The organism is Aerococcus viridans (genome assembly GCF_002083135.2).
Taxonomy (GTDB): Bacteria; Bacillota; Bacilli; order Lactobacillales; family Aerococcaceae; genus Aerococcus; species Aerococcus viridans_C.
Map to the genome: position 1 here is coordinate 70,980 of NZ_NBTM02000001.1, position 18,360 is coordinate 89,339.

Below are 18,360 nucleotides of genomic sequence, written 5' to 3' on the forward strand. Positions count from 1 at the left end.
TTAGATTATATAGCGATAAGATGAGGCTGAGGCACCTTTGCCCCAGCCTCATCTACCATATACAGTTTTTTTTTTGACAGGACTTGCTTTGTGAATTGACGGTGATAGCATGCAAAGAGATAGTAGTCGTTTCCGTGAAATCGTCTCCATATTAGGTCGTTACGGATTCGGTGAGATACGATATCGACTGAAAAAGAATGAAGAAGACGATCGACCTAGAGCCCTAAGACAAGCTTTTGAAGAATTAGGCCCTAGTTTTATTAAGATTGGGCAAATTTTATCGACAAGAAGTGACCTCTTGTCGATAGAATATTTAGTGGAATTAGAGAAGTTACAAGAAGATACCTTGCCCATCCCCTACGACATTATACAACAAGAGTATTTTGAGTCTGTAGGCCGCCAAATTGAGGAAGATTTTGCCACCGTCAACAAGAAACCTATGGCTTCAGCCTCAATTGCTCAAGTCCACCGGGCCCAAATGAAATCTGGTGAGCAGGTAATAGTAAAGGTCCAGCGACCTGAAATTGAAGACCAATTGATTCGCGACTTAAATATTTTTATCCGGGTTGTTGAAGCCATTCCATCGATTTTTATTGATGTCATTATCAACCCGGTAGAAATTCTAAAAGACATTAAGATTCAGATTTTAGAAGAAATTGATTTCCTCAATGAAGCCCATAATATGTTGCTGTTTGCAGAAAATCACAGACATCGGACAACCATTTTGAACCCGATTCCTTATTTAAATCTGTCGACCAGAAAAGTGTTGATTCAAGAATATATTGATGGGATTTCAATCGGTCGCCATTTTGCCTTAAAAGAAGAAGGTTATGACCTCAATGATTTAGCCAGCAAATTCGTCTTGTCCTATTTATACCAAGTATTTGACGATGGCTTTTATCACGCTGACCCCCATGCCGGCAATATCCTGATTAAAGATGGGAAAATTGTCTTTATTGATTTCGGGGCGATGGGGAAAATTTCCCCCGGCCAAAAACAGCTACTGGTTCAAATATTGACCTCCATAGTCAGTAAAGATATCGATGGTTTAGTCAATGTCTTGCTGCAAATCTGTAAACAGAATAAAACTGTCGACAAGGTCGTTTTATACCGGGACATTGAAAGCTTGTTCAACCGCTACCTAACCACCGGTATGGAAGCCTTGGAAATTGACGATATCTTCCAGGACCTACTTAAATTTGGTCATAAACACGGGCTGACTTTCCCATCTGAATATATTTTACTGGAGAAAACCATTGCCATGGTTCAAGGCGTTGCCCAAAGTTTAGACCCACATCTAGATTTTATGGCGATCTTCCAATCTTTCTTCTTGTCTAGCGGCACCATTCACTGGGAGAAATTCTTGGACCCGAATGCTGTTGCACGAGAAGCCTTTAGGTTCTTAAATACCACTAGAAGAATGCCAACTAAGATAGAAAACTTAGTGGACAACATCAATAACGGTCGTTTGAATGTACGACTAACCTTTGAAAATGTGGATGACCGGATACGGGACATTAACTCAATGATTAACCGCATAATTTTTGGTGTAATTCTATCCGCCCTTATCTTGGCCTCCACTTTGATCATTACCTCAGCACAAACCTATTATGCAGAATTACTGGGTATTTTCTTTTTCGTCATTACAGCGCTTATTGGGTTAATCCTTCTGATATCCATGCTGCGGGCCCGAAGGAAATAGCGTCCCTAAATTTGCCACGATTGAAATAAACACAAAAAAAGGCGGTATGCAGATGAGATTTCATCCGGCATACCGCCTATGATTTTTATTTAGCTTGCCCTATTCTATAAAATAGGCACCCTTCATATTTTATTTATACAAAGGTAAAATCGCACAACCTGTTAATTCAGGTCCTGTATGCACCGCTAAGGCTGATCCCAGTTGGCCGTCGTAGGCTTCTTCAAATTCCGGTAAAGCGTCTTTAAGTCCTTTCAAAAGCTTGGCTGATGTCACTCTAGCAGCCGGATTACCGCCACAAGAAGCCAATAAAAATTCTTGGTTTTTAGGAACAACGCCCTTCACTAATTCAACCATCTTCTTAACGGTTTTGGCTTCATTATTGGTTTTTGAGGCGCGGATTTTAGCGATTGTTGTATAAATTCCCTCTTCATCACAAGTGATAATTGGTTGAATATTTAACAAGGTACCTACTGCACCCGTCACCCGGCCAATTCGTCCACCAGCAATTAGATATTTTAAGTTAGGGATATGGAAAAATACATGACCTTTTTCAACTGAATCCTGTAATTTCTTGGTAATCATTTTAAAGTCATTCTTCATTTCGAAGTATTTTGTTGCAGCGATCATGAATAGACCTGAACCGATACCAATGTTTTTCGTATCTAAAAGGAAAAACTCCACTTGAGGAAAATCTTCCGCAATTAAACGAACTGAGTTGTTAGTTCCAGAAAGATTTGATGAAATGGTAATGGCGATAATATGCGTACAACCTTTTTCTATTAAGTTTTCAAAAGCTTGAGAAATCAATTCACCACTTGGTAGGGATGTTTTCGGGATTTCCGAGGCCATACGCTCAAATACTTCTTGTGGTTGAATGGTTACCCCATCCAAGTAATCGCCATCTTTAAAGGCTACATTTAAAGGCAATACTTCGATTTCAAATTTGTCGACAAACTCTTTTGGAACATCTGAACCAGAGTCCACAATAAAACCTATTTTTTCCAATTGACTACCTCCGACTATAAGGGTTATGCTTCTGTTTCTATCTCTGTGGTATCTTGATCTACAAAGGAAATAAATTTTTTCGCAAACAATAAATTAGTGATTGTTTCGCAAGCCAAATAAATAATATACTTATCAAAATCCTCTGGATCTGAATAGTCTGTTTCAATTTCGTCATCCACGGCTACATCTAAATATACATGCCCTTTTCGTTTGATGGTAATTTCTAATAAGGCACAGAATTGATTGTAGGCGTTTGAATTGCCTTGTGACTGCGCTAGAAATATCAATACACGACGGATATCTTGAATTGAAATGACTTCTTTAAATAAAGTAATGACGATTAAATATGCGATATGACGTTTATTGTAATGTCTCTTGATGGGCTTTGGAATTAATCCTAGTTTAACATAGTTATTGACCATTGAAGATGTCACAGGTTTCTTATCTGAAGAAAAAATTTGGAATGGTTCTAAATACTGGGTTACAACTGCAATCAGTTGGTCCATGTATAAAGGAATATCTGTAATATCTTCCCATCTTGGCATGTTGACGTCGTCTAAACTTTTGACCCAGTTTTCAAATTCTAATTGCTTTTCCACTTATACTCACCCACTATTTCATTATGATTATATTATACCACAAAGTTATCATCACTATGAACAATAGTTTTTAAAACGAGGTATTTTATTTTGAATTCGAAAAATACAGGAAACCACTAGCGTTTTCGGTTTCTGAATGACCATTTTGGCCAGTTAATAAGCGTCTTTTGACCACCTTCTTCTACTTTATCATCTAGAGACACGCCTTGGATAGTGTCCTTTTCTTTGGTCCCCTCAGCATTTTGATCCTTTTTCGCTTCGATATCCGACATGGCAGCTTGGAAATCGGGGTCATTTTGCCCGCGTTGCAGCCTTTGTCCGTATAAATCTTTCATCAATTTACGGACTGTTCGCGGACTGACCTCTTCCCCTTTAGCTTCTGCTGTGGCGATAAAAGTCAGGACTTCGATGTAGGACATGGCTAGGGCTGTCGTAATGATTGAAGCAGTTGTTCCTGAAATCACCCCACCTGCCACAGACCCGATACCTGGGATAAATTTCACCATGTTAGAAACGATCAGACGTCCTAGATAGGTTGCTGATCCTGTTCCACCAATAGCCCCTAGGATTCCTAATGCAGTCGCTTGGTCCATGGAAATGCCAAATATAGCTGTAATATGGGCCATCATACCTATTTGCATGGGTACTAGGACGGTTGCATCGGAAAATGGGATGGGTGTGAATCCAACACCAAAGGTAGTAACAATATATCTACGCGCCCAACGTCGCGCTGCTCGACCCTTCCGTTCAATATCAATCTGTTGGGCGTTGTTAAAAGCTGTGTAGACCTGATGTGGCAATAAGCCAAAAGTTCTTTCAACAAGCTCTTTTAGACCGAAGGCAGGAATGGTAAATTCGTCAGTAATCTTATAATCTTGGGCCATTAACCGAATAATCGCTTGGACGGGTAGATTTTGATTGACTAGGTATTGTTCAAATTTCAAAGCTTGATCCCCGATAGATTGAGTCAGTACTAAAATAATCGGCATCTTACTAGCTAAATATTCAATCAAGCGAATCTCCATATCTTCAATCCGCGATGAAGAGGCATTGATACAGTAATAAGCCACGTGCATATGTTGTTGCTTTTTGGCCATGCCATCCAGCGTTTGATCGATTTCTCCGGTCACTTGGATTTGCGTTTCTGCATCCAGCTCCAACCCTCTCGTATCATAAAGGACCATTGGCACGCCTTCTTTTTCGATTTTGTGCAAATGTTTGGTGATGGGTTGTCCAATCCCCGTTTCTGCTAATCTCTCCCGAAAAATATTGTTGATTAAAGTTGATTTCCCGACACCCGTTTTACCTACTACTAGAATATGTACTTTTTCGATTTTTTCAATTTCTTCTTGCGTTTTCCTGGTTAGTTCCCCAGCAAGAGACCAATCCATATTTCTCGCCATTTTCGCTCACCTCATTTGTTTTTGTGCTTACATATATTTTATCAGATAGATTTTAAATTAGTATTAATTGCGTCGAATTTCCATAATTACCTAATAGAATATGCTATACTACAAGTGTTAAAAACACATCGTACTAAAGGAGGAGAATGATGTCTGCTAATTCACGTAGTCAAGAAAAAACCAAATTACCTTATACGAAAGCTTATTATATCACGAATGAGGTCTTGAATTCGGTGACACATGGCATTGGCTTTGTCCTTTCAATTGTTGCCACTGTTTTCCTAATCCTTAAAGGTGTTGAAAACCAAAATAGTCTTGAAATGTTTTCATACGTGATGTACGGCATCTCTATGTGTGCCCTATACTTGGCTTCAACCCTATACCACAGCTTTTCATTTACCAAAGCTGCGAGTATCCTGAAAATTATCGACCATTCATCGATTTTCATTTTAATTGCTGGGTCTTACACACCCTTTGCCTTAGTCGCTATTGGTGGTGCCTTTGGTTGGTTTATTTTCATTGCACAATGGGCCATCGCACTATTTGGGATTATCGGTAAAATTCTCTTCCTAGATAAGATGAAGAAATTTTCTACCCTTTTATATATTTTGATGGGCTGGTTTGGGGTTATCGCTATCCCGCAAATGGCCACAGCCATCGGTTCTGGTGGTATCGCTTGGCTAATCGCCGGCGGAGTAACTTATACAGTCGGCACTATCTTCTACGCCCATGATAACTTGAAATTCTGGCATGTCATTTGGCACTTATTTGTACTCGGTGGTTCAATCGCGATGTACTTCGCCGTCTTATTATATGTGTAAGAATGAATAATTTATATATGAAAAATAAGATACCAAGCAAAGTTGAGTAGTCCTGCTACTTGCCTTTGCTTGGTATTTTTTATTTGCTTTGGAGATATTTTAACCGCTGCCCAGATTTATAAAACTCGTACTTCAGATTCAAGAATTTCTCACAGTCTAACAGGATATCAAAGAGCATAGACCGAGTTTCAAATTCATTTCGGCTTTGCGGTAGAGGTTGCTGTCTAAACCGCGTTTTTAATTGATTTAATTCATTACGAAGTTTAGCCGCTGTATTTGATTCTGATAATTGTTGACTAACGTGACGGAAAAAGCCACTCAAGTCATAAGTCTGATCGGTTGATTCATAAATATTATCCAAAGAATTGTTGATATCATAGAGAATAATCAATTGGGAAGACCGCATTGAAAAATAATTCAGATAGTAATTTTGCATATCGCCCGTGATATTATTTTCAGCCTCCTTCAATGCCAGAAATTCTCCATGTTTCGCTAGCTCGTAAGCCTGATCGATATGTTCATATAAGAGGTGACCCGAGTGGTCAGGGGTATCCATTTTGTCAGCTAAATGGTTTAAAATGACCTGCATTTCCCCTTCAATTTGACCTTTCAACTTGTCCATCTCGCCACTGGCCGATGTCTGATATAAATTGACAATTACTGCAATCCCAACACCAATCACAAGTAGAAGCATTTCGTTGACCCACCAATTAAAATCTGACGCTTGTTCAAGCAACAAATGGGAAATAAATACCGCACATGGGGCAATTGCGTTATCGCTCTTCAGGTAGACAGAAACTGGATAGGTAATTAATAAATAAAGTGAAAATACCCAAATTTCATAACTGAAAAGATTGAATAATATGGTGGCAATCAACAAACTCAAAATCATGGTGAGGGTCAAGTTACCGATGTATTGTACAGTTTTCTTACTGGTTTCTGCCAGGGATAGGATGGCAATAACCCCGGCTGATACCGCATAATCTAGGCCTAACCATTGGGCTAAAAATATGGCAATAAAAGTGGCCACTGCATATTTTGCACTCTTAATCGCTACTCGCATTTGATTGCTCCTTTAACTTCATTCAAAGATATTTTAGCATATATTTTGAAATTCTTTTCGTGAAAACGTACCATATCAACAAATTTCTAAAAAAGTGCGCAAAGATAATGAAATATGGTAGAATAGTGTAAGCGAGTAAGATCACATTTTTAATAAATTTATAAAAGGAGCAAAAAATGATTTTTAAAGTAACTTATCAAGATTCATTGACTGAAGTACCACGTCGTGAATCAACACACACTATGTATGTCCAAGCTGAAACTAAACGTGAGGTTCGTGCCCACCTAGAGAATGAAACCCCCTATCTAGTCGAGTTTATCCAACCACTTGAAGGTGCGCATTTAGAATACGAACAACAAAATCCAAACTTTAAAGTTGTGGAGCTTTCTAATTAATGAAAGTTGATATAAAAAATAATGAAGTTGGCGTTTTCGCTTTCGGGGGATTAGACGAAATCGGTAAAAACTCTTATGGAGTCCAATTTCAAGACGAAATTTTATTATTAGACGCTGGGGTTAAATTCCCAGAAGACGATTTGTTAGGTATTGATTACGTTATCGCTAACTACCAATACTTAATTCAAAACGAACAAAAAGTGAAAGGTTTATTCATCACCCACGGTCACGAAGACCATATTGGGGGGATTCCTTTCTTACTGAAACAAATTAACATTCCGATTTATGCTGGCAAATTAGCCATGGCTCTAATCAAGAATAAATTAGAAGAACACGGATTATTACGTGATGCAGAATTACATATTATTGATGAAGATTCTGTCATAAAGTTTAGAAAAACATCCGTTTCTTTCTACCGTACTACCCACTCTATTCCTGATGCAATGGGGATTGTGGTAAAGACCCCACCAGGAAACGTGGTATTTACCGGTGACTACAAGTTTGACTTCACCCCAGTAGGTGAACCTGCTGATATCCATAAAATGGCTAAAATCGGTGAAGAAGGCGTTCTATTGTTACTTGGTGACTCAACAAACGCTGAAATTCCAGGTTTTACCCAATCAGAACGTGTCGTTGGTGAATCATTAGCGGATATCATGTCAAATATTGAAGGTCGAATTATCTTCGCATCTTTCGCTTCAAATATTTCTCGTTTATCACAAGCCATCGATGTGGCTGTAGCCCAAGGTAGAAAAATAGCTGTCTTTGGTCGATCTATGGAAGCAGCCATTCGAAACGCTATCGAACTCGGCTATTTCAACGTGGGTGAAGATGCCTTCATCCAAAGTAACGAAATCAACCAATACCCAGCAAACGAAATCTTAATCATGTGTACAGGTTCTCAAGGTGAGCCAATGGCTGCCCTATCTCGGATTGCAAACGGTACCCACCGTCAAATCTCAATCCAACCTGATGATACTGTGATCTTCTCATCTAGCCCAATTCCAGGTAACACCCTATCTGTAAACCATGTAATTAACCAATTACTTGCTGCAGGTGCGGAAGTTATCCACGGTAAGGTCAACAATGTCCATACTTCAGGACACGGTGGTCAGCAAGAGCAAAAACTAATGCTGTCATTAATGAAACCGAAATACTTTATGCCAGTCCACGGTGAATACCGTATGCTATCTATCCAGGCTGAACAAGCTGAATTAGTTGGTATTCCACACGAAAACATCTTTATCATGCAAAACGGTGAAGTCTTAGCCTTAACGCAAGACTCAGCGCGTCGCGCAGGTAGCTTCCCAGGTGAAGCGGTCTACGTAGATGGTAAGGGTATCGGGGATATTGGCAATATCGTCTTACGTGACCGTCATAACCTTTCTGAAGATGGTTTAGTCCTAGCAGTTGTATCTGTTGACTTTACTAAGAATGAATTACTCGCTGGTCCTGATATCGTTTCTCGTGGTTTCATTTACATGCGTGAATCTGTTGGTTTAATCCAAGATGCACAAAAAGTAATCCGTACCACTGTTATCGGGCATCTAAATTCAGGTAAGAAAGTAAACGAAAAAATCTTACGTGACGCTATGCAAAATGCCCTACAACCATTCTTGTATAAACGTACAAAACGTAATCCAATGATTATGGCAGTCGTAATGCCTGTCTAATCACAATGATTACTAATAAACAAAAATAAACCTACGATGTAAAGCTGAACTAGCTTGCATCGCAGGTTTTTTCTTTAGCAATAAAACGACTATTTGACTAATTGATTTTGGAAGGCATAAATCGTTGCTTGTGTCCGGTCTTCAACCCCTAATTTAGATAATATATTCGATACATGCGTTTTGACCGTTTTTAAGGTGATAAATAATTCATCGGCAATTTCTTGGTTGGATTTACCAGCTGCAATCAACTGCAAGACTTCCCGTTCACGAGTAGTTAAATCATCATGTAAGTGATGTCGGTTAGCTTCTACTTCATGGGCAATCAGCTTTTCATTGACTGTTGGTGCAATGACTGATTCCCCCGCATAGGTCCGGCGAATCGCTGACGCAATTTCGCTTGCAGAAGATGTTTTTAAAATGTAGCCTTTAGCCCCAGCTTGCATAGCAGGATATACCTTTTCATCATCGATAAAAGAAGTGACAATTAAAATATTGGCTTGTGGCCATTCATCTAAGATTTCTTGTGTTGCTTGGATCCCGTCCATATTATCCATCACTAAATCCATTAAAATGATATCTGGTTGCAGTGATAAGGCCATTTTCTTACCCTCTAATCCGTCCTTAGCTTCCCCTACTATCTCTAGGTCTGATTGAGTAGATAGGTAGGTAGAAACGCCTAGTCTGACCATTTCGTGGTCATCTACTAACAATACTTTAATCATATATGCCCTCCATTTTTCTTGGTATTACGATTTGGATCAATGTGCCCTGGTTTTCAAATGAAATAATGTTGACCGAACCACCTAGCTGGGCCACGCGTTCTTGGATATTTTTCAAGCCGTACCCACCGTTCTGCAGTAATTCTTTGTCGGTATCAAAGCCCACGCCATCATCTGAAAATCGCAGATAAATATTTCGGTCTTTCTCATACAGATGGCATTCGATAATTTGTGCCTTAGCATGTCGCAGGGAATTGGATAATAATTCCTGCACAATTCGGAATAGGTGGTTCTCCACTTCGGGCAGCAATTGAACGTCCGTCACAGTGGCTTCAAAATTAATCTTAACCTTCGTTTCTAACTCTCTAAAGAGCTGTTCAATCCCCTCTGCCAAACTTTGATTGGTCAAGGAAATTGGTCGTAGATGGAGTAGTAAGGACCGCATTTCAGCTTGAGCCTGGTCTACCATATCCGCCACCTTATCGATCAATTGCCGGTTGACAGGGTCCATATTGTCCGCTTGCTCTTGGATAGCTGACAAAATCATGGTCATGGCAAACAATTGCTGGCTAACTGAATCATGCAATTCACGCGCAATCCGTTGTCGTTCCTCTTTGACTAGTTCGTTTCTGTTCATCTCTGAGGTCGCTTCATCCGCCACCGTTTTTGCCTGCAAGGCCATTTCCATGTTTTGTAACATGGCCCGCAACCGTTCAATTTGCTCATCTATTTGCTGGCCAGCATAGACGCCCGTTTCTATCTCTTGAAAAATGGGTGAATCATATTTTCTGGTAGCCAAGGCAGACAGCTTAGCCGTTAATTTATTTTCGTCTTTGTATAAAAAGAAATACAGGATTAAGGTTGCAATCAATGAGATGACTATATCAATGACCAATAAATACATAAATGGTAGGATTAAACGGGCAAATTCAAGATATGACCCGTCGACATTCATGGTATTAGGTGCCAAAATCAAAAAGATATAGGTTCCAAGAGATACCGTCAAAAGTGACAACCATAAAACAATAAATATTGTTAAAAATCGACGTCCTCTCATAAGAAGACCACCTCAACTGTTCCCCAACCTTGAGAAACTTGTAGGTAAATTTTCCGGTTACTTTGCTGATAAGATGCACTTTCAAAAGTTTTACGCTCATTGTTTAGGGCCACTTTTTCCCCGTTCCAATTTACTTCAGTCCGAAAACCATTGACATGTAGCTCAAGACCCACCCCTTCAGGCACCACAAGTTTGGTTTGCCCAACCAATTGATTAATCACGACCACATTGGTCCCTATCGGCACAATTGTTGACCCGAAATCAATAAAAGTATTGGCATAGAGATGGTACATTTCCACATCTTCCCAGGCATACACTTCTTCCTTGTAAGGCCCATTATTAAATAAATGGTCAAATTTTAGGAAAGCTTCCTTTTCTTGCTTCTTAAAAGCACCATCTTCTGCATCCACAATTTTTGTTTGGCGCAATGTTAAGTCATGTTTTACGTTATCAGACGTATCATTCACAATCGCATAATAAACCAAACCAACAATCACTAGAGCCAATAAAATACTTGAAACATAAGGCAAGGCCACAATCCCAATAAAAATCAGAAAACAACCAATGGCTACTAGAATCAAGTTCAGCCAACTTTGCTGTTGTTTCTTTGTATTCATATTTATTTTTACCCGGTTAGATACGGCTAAAAGTCCGCAACCGACAACAATGGAAATCAAATTTTCGGGTCTAACCAATAAACCTGTAAAAACAATCAATCCGGCAAAACAAGCTAAAATCATCCAAAGATTTCTCATATTGCCCTCCATCCTATTTTTATACTCTAATCATACCACTTCTACATTTTACTATATACGACCATTTTATGAGAACTCAGTCCCTTTTACATTGGACCTAAGCCTTAAAGGTTTCCGTTAATAGCAAAAAAGACATACCCCAACCATGCGAATGGTAGAGATATGTCTTGAAATTTGCTTGAATTAGATTGCGTCAACGCTTGTGATTTTAACAACCATGTCGCCGCCTGGTGTTTCGATCGTTACTTCATCGTTCACACCTTTACCAATTAATGCTTGTGCAATCGGTGATTCATTAGAAATTTTACCATCTAATGGATCTGCTTCTGCACGACCAACAATTGAGTAAACTTCTTCGTCGCCATCTGGTAACTCAATAAAAGTTACTTTACGACCTAATGAAACGATACCTTCATCGATTTCATTTGGATCGATAATTTTAGCGTAACGAACCATTTTTTCTAATTTTTGAATTTGCCCTTCAACGAAAGCTTGTTCATCCTTAGCCGCTTCATATTCAGAGTTTTCTGATAAATCTCCGTATGAACGTGCGATTTTGATTCGTTCTACAATTTCTTTACGTTTTACAATTTTTAACTCGTCTAAATCTTGTTGAATTTTCTCAAGACCTTCTTGGGTCATTGGGTATACTTCTTCTGCCATACTTTTACTCCTAACAACAATAGTAGTTTCAACTTATCAAAATTGAATAGACCCACAATATCATGGAACTAGAAATTTTGCAATACACTTTATCTAATATCGTCTAATAAAACTTTAATTAATCAATTTTTAAATCATTTGGAATGATTGAACGGATTTTTGTCGTCATCAAATCGATTGCAACATTATTTGATCCACCTTCAGGGATGATAATATCCGCGAATTTTTTTGTAGGTTCAATAAATTGCTCATGCATCGGTTTAACAATTGATGTGTACATGTCGATAATTGAATCTAAAGAACGGCCACGTTCAGCCATATCACGTTTAATACGACGGATGATACGAATGTCGTCATCTGTATCTACAAAGACTTTAATATCCATCAAATCACGAAGCTCTTTATCAGAGAAGATTAAGATACCTTCAATAATAATAACTTCTTTTGGTTCTACACGAATCGTTTCTTCTGCACGATTGTGTTGAGTGAAATCATAAACCGGCATTTGGACAGCTTGTCCATTCAATAATTGTCTAATATGCTCGCTAAGTAAGTCATTGTCAAATGCAAATGGGTGGTCGTAGTTAGTTAACACACGTTCATCCATTGTTAAGTGACTTTGATCTTTATAATAAGCATCTTGTGGAATATAAGCTAAACTTACATCTCCAAATTCTTCAATAATTTTACGGGTTACAGTAGTCTTACCAGAACCAGTACCCCCTGTTACACCAATGATGATTGGCTTACGCATTCAAAACACACCTTCCTGATATTAAAAATAAGCTCGAATTCACTGCTATTAAATATAGAGAAAAATGTTCTCAATTGCAAGTAAATTCAAGCTATTTTTATTTTTTTAATCGTATTTTCCCTGTCTGATTATAAGTCGGCATTCTCTTCAGATACATATTGTTCAACTAAAGCATCATGCTCTTCGTATGTTTCTGAATAATATACTTCACCGGTAGTTAAATCGGCCACAAAGAATAAGTAGTCAGATTCAGTTGGATTCATAGAAGCTTCGATAGCTTCAATACCAGGGTTGTTAAATGGTCCCGGTCCAAAACCAGTATTGATGTATAAGTTATACGGTGAATCAACTGCTGCATCCTCGTTGGTTACGTATGCAGAATGTGTATTATTCGCATATAAAACTGAAATATCTGATTGAATTGGCATATCGATTTCTAAACGGTTCACGAATACACCAGCGATCATTTCACGGTCTTCTAGTGAAGATGCCTCTGCTTCAACCAATGAAGCTAAGGTTAAGAATTCATGGAAGGTGAAACCAGACGCTTCAATTTCAGCAGTGTGGGTTTGACGAACATTTTCCATTTCCCCAACCATCATAGTCACGATGTCTGCAACCGTTACAGTTGATGACAACTCATAAGTTGCTGGGTATAAGTAGCCTTCCAACTTGTAGCGCACGTCGTCATTTTCCGATACGTCGGTCAATAATTCAGGGTATGTCGCCAATAATTCATCAAATAAGGCGTCATCCGTCATTTGTGCTAATGCATCTTCTTGTTCAATGCCAAGTGCGTCTGCAATAATTTGCGAAATGGCCTCTAGCGATGAACCTTCAGGAATAGCCACTGAGTCAACTTGAGCTGTAGCCCCTTGTTGTAGCTCGTTATTAGCATCTGTATAGCCTATATTCTTGTGTAAGGTGTAAGTACCCGCTTCAATCGCATCATTTCCAAAGAATCGTAAGTAAGTTGTAAAAAGGAAATCGTTAAAGATAATGCCTTCATCATCCAAGATGCTTGCAATATCGGCTGTTGTCGACCCTTCTGGTATGGTAACCTCGACTGTTTCGTCCGAGCTACCGATACCTCCTGTAAAAATCATAAACGTTAGGGATAAACCAACAACCACAATAAGTGCTGCTGCAACCACTAAAAACCATTTAGCTATTTTCGAAGCAGTAGATTCTGCTTTACGATCAAGATCTTTTTGCTTTTTGTAAAAATCTTCGCGTGCTTTCTTAGACATATAGCGACTCCTCTTCTAGTAAAATCATTACTCCCATTATACATGAAAGGGTAATTTTTCTATATAAATGTTAGATAAATACAAACAAACGTAAAATACCTGTAATAATTAATATTTGGCCTTTATAAATAGGAAAAGAGAGTGTGACATAAATATCACACTCTCTCTGTCAATGACTAACAATAGTCATCATATCCGGCCTTTCTTACGCATAGACAACTGTATGTCACTGCGTTCCGGCAGCTGTTCAAAAAAAGTCAAACTCTACCGCCATTTCCTAATATACGTCCAGTCTGTACGATTTTTTCGCACCTCAAAGCTTACTGCATATCTTCGTCTTCGATAAAAGTCGCTAATACTTCTTCTACCATATCCCATTCTTCTTCAGATTCAATAGGATTTAATTGCCCTTCAAAGCCGTCTTCACTTTCAACGTAAGAGAAAGCTTGTAATTCTACACCCTCTTCGTCAGATACGCCTGCTGGATAGACGATAACATATGATTTACCGAAATCTTCTGAATCGAATGTAAATAGAATTTCGAATAATTGCTCGTTACCTTCCTCGTCAACAATTGTAATGTGGTCGTGACCTTCGTGGTCATGTTCATGGTGTTCAGTCATTTGAAAATCTCCTTTTTCTCTCGTGTTTTGAGCCTGTAACGGACTCAATCAATATCTATCAATAGCCATCATATTGGGCTTGAAAAGTCAGAATTATCCGTCGCTTCTCAAAATGCTCCAATTACTTAACAGTAATTGTTAGACTTTTGATCTAGCGCCTCAACTCTAAACGACTTTCCGCACACCTACTACGATGGGTGGGCATCTAAATAATTCTGCAGAATCAATACGGCAGCCAATTTATCGATCACTTTCTTACGCTTCTTACGACTAACGTCGTTGGCAATTAACATCCGTTCTGCTTGGACAGTCGTTAACCGCTCATCTTGATAAAAGACTGGTAAACCAAACCGGTCTATTACAAGTTGGCCGTATTTCTGTGATGCTTCAGCGCGCGGACCGATAGAATTGTTCATATTCTTTGGCAAACCCAATACCAGCGCTTCTACCTTATACTCAGCAATTAATTCACCAAGTCGGTCCAAACCGAATTCTTCTAGTTCTTCATCGATTGGAATAATCTCCACCCCTTGGGCCGTCCAACCGAATGGATCAGAAACAGCCACGCCGACTGTTTTAGACCCCACATCTAATCCCATGTATCGCATTACTCGCGACCAGATTGTTTCATGTAATTCACGATTAATTCTTCAAGAATTTCATCGCGGTCATGATAACGGATAATATTACGTGCTTCGTTATGACGTGGAATATAAGCTGGATCACCAGATAATAAATAACCAACGATTTGATTTACTGGGTTGTAACCTTTTTCTTTAAGAGAATCATATACGATTTCTAATGTCTCTTTGACATCCTTTTCGTTGTTTTCCCCGAAATTGAATAGGACTGTTTCATCTTTATTACTCATCAGAACACCTCCAAATATTATCTATAGTTTACCTAATTATCCGTATTTTAACAAGAAATCATCATTATTGGCTAATAATTTCTTTTGCAAACGCAAGTGCTTCTTCAATTCCAGCTGGGTTTTTACCGCCGGCTTGGGCCATATCTGGACGGCCACCACCGCCACCCCCAATTTTAGGTGCGACTTGTTTAATCAGGTCACCAGCTTTAACGCCCGCTTTGACAGCATCTTGACCAACACCAATTAATAGGTTTGCTTTATCATCTGATGAAGTCGCTAGCACAAGGATATCAGAAGAGCCTTTTTGTTTCCACTCATCCGCGATCTTACGTAAATCATCCATCGAACGATTTGGTACGTGTTCAGCAATTACAGTGTAAGCACCAGCAGTTTCTACATGGTCAAAGATTTGACCTGCTGCTTGCGCATTCATTTTATCACGTAGAGCACTTAATTGCTGTAAAGTTTCCTTATGTTCTTCTCTAAATTGTTGTAAACGTGAAACAATATTTGAGAATTTACTAACTTTAAGATTTGAAGCAATTTGTTTCAAGATGTTTTCTTGCACCTTGTATTCTTGGATAGCAGCTAATGAAGTTACAGCTTCAATTCGACGAACACCAGCACCGATACCAGATTCTGAAGTTATTTTGAATAGACCGATTTCAGCAGTATTACCAACGTGTGTACCCCCACAAAGTTCAATTGACCAGTGGTTAATATCTACCATTCGTACTTCGCTACCATATTTTTCACCAAATAAGGCTTGTGCACCAGCAGCTCTCGCTTCATCAATAGAAGTCACTGTTGTCACAACTGGGAAAGCTTCCGCGATTGCTTCATTTACTTTCGCTTCCATTTCAGCCAATTCTTCGTCTGTTACTTGCCCAAAGTGCGAGAAGTCGAAACGTAAGTGGTCAGCAGTTACCAATGACCCCGCTTGGTTAGCATGGTCACCTAAAACATCTTTCAATGCTTGATGTAATAAATGAGTCGCCGTATGGTTTTTCTCGATTGAGTGGTGGCGACGGCGGTCAACCGCTAATTGTACAGTTTGGTCCAATACGATTGCTGCTTCTAATTTTACTTCATGTAAATGTTGACCATTTGGTGCACGGACAACATTTACAACATGTCCAATTAATTGGCCATCTTCATCTAGGACGTCACCTGTATCTGCAATTTGACCACCCATTTCAGCGTAAAATGGTGTCTGCTCAGCAACTAAGTATACCTCGTCCCCAGCTTCTGCTGACGACACTAATGCGTCTCCTGACACAATGGTATTCACGCGTGTTTCTACGACTAATTGGTCATAACCAACATAAGTTGATGTCACGTCAATTTCGCTCAACACTTCAGACTGTACAGCCATACCTGTTGAATCCTTACGCGCAGCACGCGCACGTTCTCTTTGTGCTTTCATCGCATCTTCAAAGCCAGATAAATCAACATCAATACCCACTTCTTCTAAGTATTCTTGCGTTAATTCTAATGGGAAGCCATATGTATCATATAATTTAAAGGCCTGTGCACCAGACATCACTTTATTATGTTCCGCTTCAAGCGTTAAAATCACTTCTTGAATAATCGCTTCACCTTCATTGATGGTTTCGTTAAAACGGTCTTCTTCTGTTTTAATTACATCCTGGATAAAGTCTTGGTCTGCTTTCACTTCTGGATAAAAGTCAGCCATAATGTCCGCAACCACAGGTACCAATTTCGTTAAGAAGTTATCTTTGATACCTAAACGGCGTGCATGCATGATTGCACGGCGGATTAAACGACGTAAGATATAGCCACGGCCTTCATTTGAAGGTAAGGCACGGTCACTAATGGCAAAAGTTACTGCACGAACGTGGTCAGCAATTACCTTATAAGAAACATCAGTTTCAGGTTTTTCACCATATTTTACAGCTGTCCCTAATGTTTCGATTTCTTTAATAATCGGTAAGAATAGGTCTGTTTCAAAGTTGGTTGGCGCATCTTGGATGACAGAAGTCATACGCTCTAACCCCATACCCGTATCAATGTTCTTATGTTTTAAAGGCACATATTCGCCGTTTGGCATATGGTTAAACTGAGAAAAAACGATATTCCAGATTTCCAAGTAACGCTCATTTTCACCGCCAGGGTACATTTCTGGGTCAGAATCTTCTAAATCTTGGTATTTAGCACCGCGGTCATAGAAAATTTCTGTATCCGGACCACATGGACCAGCACCTAAATCCCAGAAGTTATCTTCCACTGGCACATAATGGTCATCAGATAAACCAGTCGCCTTACGCCATAATTCAACTGTTTCAGTGTCCTCTGGGTAGTAAGTCATATACAATTTCTCAGGATCTAAGCCCAACCATTTCTCGTCAGTTAAGAATTCCCAAGCCCAAGGAATCACTTCAACTTTGAAGTAGTCTCCGATAGAGAAGTTCCCTAACATTTCAAATAAGGTATGGTGACGAGCTGTCACACCAACATTTTCAATATCGTTGGTACGAATTGATTTTTGTGAGTTGGTGATACGCGGGTTTTCAGGTACAACAGAGCCATCAAAGTATTTCTTCAAGGTTGCAACCCCTGAGTTAATCCATAATAATGACGGATCTTGAACCGGTACTAATGAAGCACTTGGCTCCACACTATGGCCTTTAGATTGCCAAAAATCTAGCCACATTTGGCGAATTTCTGCTGATGTTAATTGTTTCATAATTGTTGTCCTCCTCAAAATAAAAAAACATAGCTTTGCAAATTGAGGACGACTGTGCGCGGTACCACCTCATTTGCAATGCTATGTTTACATTACCTCTCTAGTTGCTGGATAACGCTAGCGCGTAGCCTTTCGACTAAATGTTTAGAAAGAGAGCATTTTATGGTTGGATGCTTGCACCTGTTCATCCTCGCTAAGGTTCATAAAATATGGTTCTTTCCACTTGTAGAGTTTACAGTCTTTTCACATTCCAAATTATACTGACAGAATGCCTAATTTGTCAAGTTTTCAAGCCAGTAA

General features: G+C 39.2%; 18 protein-coding genes. 4 read left to right on the forward strand and 14 right to left on the reverse strand.

Features of this window, described 5'->3' with window-relative positions; translation table 11 throughout:
* The first annotated feature begins 109 nt into the window (after positions 1-109).
* Positions 110-1,702, forward strand: a complete 1,593-nt coding sequence (locus A6J77_RS00280) for an ABC1 kinase family protein (protein WP_083067562.1) — start codon at positions 110-112, stop codon at positions 1,700-1,702.
* A 129-nt stretch (positions 1,703-1,831) separates the two neighbouring features.
* On the opposite strand, the gene A6J77_RS00285 is transcribed toward A6J77_RS00280, so the two are convergent.
* The 3 genes from A6J77_RS00285 to A6J77_RS00295 all read right to left on the reverse strand — a co-directional run bounded on the left by A6J77_RS00285 (position 1,832) and on the right by A6J77_RS00295 (position 4,709).
* Positions 1,832-2,707: a DegV family protein gene (locus A6J77_RS00285; protein ID WP_083067563.1), complete on the reverse strand. Its 876-nt coding sequence runs from the start codon at positions 2,705-2,707 to the stop codon at positions 1,832-1,834.
* Between the two features lie 23 nt (positions 2,708-2,730).
* Complete coding sequence (locus A6J77_RS00290) at positions 2,731-3,306, reverse strand: DUF1836 domain-containing protein (protein WP_083067564.1); 576 nt, start codon at positions 3,304-3,306, stop codon at positions 2,731-2,733.
* Between the two features lie 116 nt (positions 3,307-3,422).
* Positions 3,423-4,709 (reverse strand): YcjF family protein, encoded by a 1,287-nt coding sequence (locus A6J77_RS00295; RefSeq protein WP_083067565.1) that lies wholly within the window; start codon positions 4,707-4,709, stop codon positions 3,423-3,425.
* 149 nt (positions 4,710-4,858) lie between these two features.
* On the opposite strand from A6J77_RS00295, the gene trhA reads away from it, so the two are divergent.
* Positions 4,859-5,530, forward strand: coding sequence for a PAQR family membrane homeostasis protein TrhA (trhA, locus tag A6J77_RS00300; RefSeq protein WP_083067566.1), 672 nt, complete (start codon positions 4,859-4,861; stop codon positions 5,528-5,530).
* A 79-nt stretch (positions 5,531-5,609) separates the two neighbouring features.
* On the opposite strand, the gene A6J77_RS00305 is transcribed toward trhA, so the two are convergent.
* Positions 5,610-6,593 carry an aromatic acid exporter family protein gene (locus A6J77_RS00305; RefSeq protein ID WP_083067567.1) on the reverse strand — a complete coding sequence of 328 codons (984 nt, stop codon included), beginning with the start codon at positions 6,591-6,593 and terminating at the stop codon, positions 5,610-5,612.
* 176 nt (positions 6,594-6,769) lie between these two features.
* Between A6J77_RS00305 and A6J77_RS00310 the strand changes: the two genes are divergently transcribed.
* Positions 6,770-6,988 (forward strand): DNA-directed RNA polymerase subunit epsilon, encoded by a 219-nt coding sequence (locus A6J77_RS00310; protein WP_083067568.1) that lies wholly within the window; start codon positions 6,770-6,772, stop codon positions 6,986-6,988.
* Positions 6,988-8,661, forward strand: a complete 1,674-nt coding sequence (gene rnjA, locus A6J77_RS00315) for a ribonuclease J1 (RefSeq protein ID WP_083067569.1) — start codon at positions 6,988-6,990, stop codon at positions 8,659-8,661. Before A6J77_RS00310 ends, rnjA begins: the two co-directional genes overlap by 1 nt.
* Positions 8,662-8,750: 89 nt before the next feature.
* Here the strand turns inward: rnjA and A6J77_RS00320 are convergent, their stop codons facing one another.
* The 10 genes from A6J77_RS00320 to alaS all read right to left on the reverse strand — a co-directional run bounded on the left by A6J77_RS00320 (position 8,751) and on the right by alaS (position 18,060).
* Positions 8,751-9,383: a response regulator gene (locus tag A6J77_RS00320; protein WP_083067570.1), complete on the reverse strand. Its 633-nt coding sequence runs from the start codon at positions 9,381-9,383 to the stop codon at positions 8,751-8,753.
* Positions 9,376-10,437 (reverse strand): sensor histidine kinase, encoded by a 1,062-nt coding sequence (locus A6J77_RS00325; protein WP_083067571.1) that lies wholly within the window; start codon positions 10,435-10,437, stop codon positions 9,376-9,378. The genes A6J77_RS00320 and A6J77_RS00325 overlap by 8 nt, the downstream gene beginning before the upstream one ends.
* Positions 10,434-11,192, reverse strand: a complete 759-nt coding sequence (gene liaF / locus A6J77_RS00330; protein ID WP_083067572.1) for a cell wall-active antibiotics response protein LiaF — start codon at positions 11,190-11,192, stop codon at positions 10,434-10,436. Before liaF ends, A6J77_RS00325 begins: the two co-directional genes overlap by 4 nt.
* A 183-nt stretch (positions 11,193-11,375) precedes the next feature.
* Positions 11,376-11,855 carry a transcription elongation factor GreA gene (greA, locus tag A6J77_RS00335; protein ID WP_003140974.1) on the reverse strand — a complete coding sequence of 160 codons (480 nt, stop codon included), beginning with the start codon at positions 11,853-11,855 and terminating at the stop codon, positions 11,376-11,378.
* A 118-nt stretch (positions 11,856-11,973) separates the two neighbouring features.
* Entirely contained in the window at positions 11,974-12,609 is a 636-nt protein-coding gene (udk, locus tag A6J77_RS00340; protein WP_083067573.1) for a uridine kinase, read from the reverse strand.
* Between the two features lie 128 nt (positions 12,610-12,737).
* A complete protein-coding gene (gene mltG / locus A6J77_RS00345; protein ID WP_083067574.1) occupies positions 12,738-13,859 on the reverse strand; it encodes an endolytic transglycosylase MltG in 1,122 nt (373 codons plus the stop codon).
* Between the two features lie 320 nt (positions 13,860-14,179).
* Positions 14,180-14,482 carry a DUF1292 domain-containing protein gene (locus tag A6J77_RS00350; protein WP_083067575.1) on the reverse strand — a complete coding sequence of 101 codons (303 nt, stop codon included), beginning with the start codon at positions 14,480-14,482 and terminating at the stop codon, positions 14,180-14,182.
* Between the two features lie 188 nt (positions 14,483-14,670).
* Positions 14,671-15,090: a Holliday junction resolvase RuvX gene (gene ruvX / locus A6J77_RS00355; protein ID WP_083067576.1), complete on the reverse strand. Its 420-nt coding sequence runs from the start codon at positions 15,088-15,090 to the stop codon at positions 14,671-14,673.
* Positions 15,090-15,353: an IreB family regulatory phosphoprotein gene (locus A6J77_RS00360; protein ID WP_003140964.1), complete on the reverse strand. Its 264-nt coding sequence runs from the start codon at positions 15,351-15,353 to the stop codon at positions 15,090-15,092. The genes ruvX and A6J77_RS00360 overlap by 1 nt, the downstream gene beginning before the upstream one ends.
* 64 nt (positions 15,354-15,417) lie before the next feature.
* Complete coding sequence (gene alaS, locus A6J77_RS00365) at positions 15,418-18,060, reverse strand: alanine--tRNA ligase (RefSeq protein ID WP_083067577.1); 2,643 nt, start codon at positions 18,058-18,060, stop codon at positions 15,418-15,420.
* Positions 18,061-18,360 lie beyond the last annotated feature (300 nt).

What these genes read in the sequence shown, in the direction of transcription:
- A6J77_RS00280 (WP_083067562.1), top strand. Translation starts at nt 110, where the DNA reads ATGCAAAGAGATAGTAGTCGTTTCCGTGAAATCGTCTCCATATTAGGT.
- A6J77_RS00295 (WP_083067565.1), bottom strand. Translation starts at nt 4,709, where the DNA reads ATGGCGAGAAATATGGATTGGTCTCTTGCTGGGGAACTAACCAGGAAA.
- trhA (WP_083067566.1), top strand. Translation starts at nt 4,859, where the DNA reads ATGTCTGCTAATTCACGTAGTCAAGAAAAAACCAAATTACCTTATACG.
- A6J77_RS00305 (WP_083067567.1), bottom strand. Translation starts at nt 6,593, where the DNA reads ATGCGAGTAGCGATTAAGAGTGCAAAATATGCAGTGGCCACTTTTATT.
- A6J77_RS00310 (WP_083067568.1), top strand. Translation starts at nt 6,770, where the DNA reads ATGATTTTTAAAGTAACTTATCAAGATTCATTGACTGAAGTACCACGT.
- rnjA (WP_083067569.1), top strand. Translation starts at nt 6,988, where the DNA reads ATGAAAGTTGATATAAAAAATAATGAAGTTGGCGTTTTCGCTTTCGGG.
- A6J77_RS00320 (WP_083067570.1), bottom strand. Translation starts at nt 9,383, where the DNA reads ATGATTAAAGTATTGTTAGTAGATGACCACGAAATGGTCAGACTAGGC.
- A6J77_RS00325 (WP_083067571.1), bottom strand. Translation starts at nt 10,437, where the DNA reads ATGAGAGGACGTCGATTTTTAACAATATTTATTGTTTTATGGTTGTCA.
- liaF (WP_083067572.1), bottom strand. Translation starts at nt 11,192, where the DNA reads ATGAGAAATCTTTGGATGATTTTAGCTTGTTTTGCCGGATTGATTGTT.
- greA (WP_003140974.1), bottom strand. Translation starts at nt 11,855, where the DNA reads ATGGCAGAAGAAGTATACCCAATGACCCAAGAAGGTCTTGAGAAAATT.
- udk (WP_083067573.1), bottom strand. Translation starts at nt 12,609, where the DNA reads ATGCGTAAGCCAATCATCATTGGTGTAACAGGGGGTACTGGTTCTGGT.
- mltG (WP_083067574.1), bottom strand. Translation starts at nt 13,859, where the DNA reads ATGTCTAAGAAAGCACGCGAAGATTTTTACAAAAAGCAAAAAGATCTT.
- A6J77_RS00350 (WP_083067575.1), bottom strand. Translation starts at nt 14,482, where the DNA reads ATGACTGAACACCATGAACATGACCACGAAGGTCACGACCACATTACA.
- ruvX (WP_083067576.1), bottom strand. Translation starts at nt 15,090, where the DNA reads ATGCGATACATGGGATTAGATGTGGGGTCTAAAACAGTCGGCGTGGCT.
- A6J77_RS00360 (WP_003140964.1), bottom strand. Translation starts at nt 15,353, where the DNA reads ATGAGTAATAAAGATGAAACAGTCCTATTCAATTTCGGGGAAAACAAC.
- alaS (WP_083067577.1), bottom strand. Translation starts at nt 18,060, where the DNA reads ATGAAACAATTAACATCAGCAGAAATTCGCCAAATGTGGCTAGATTTT.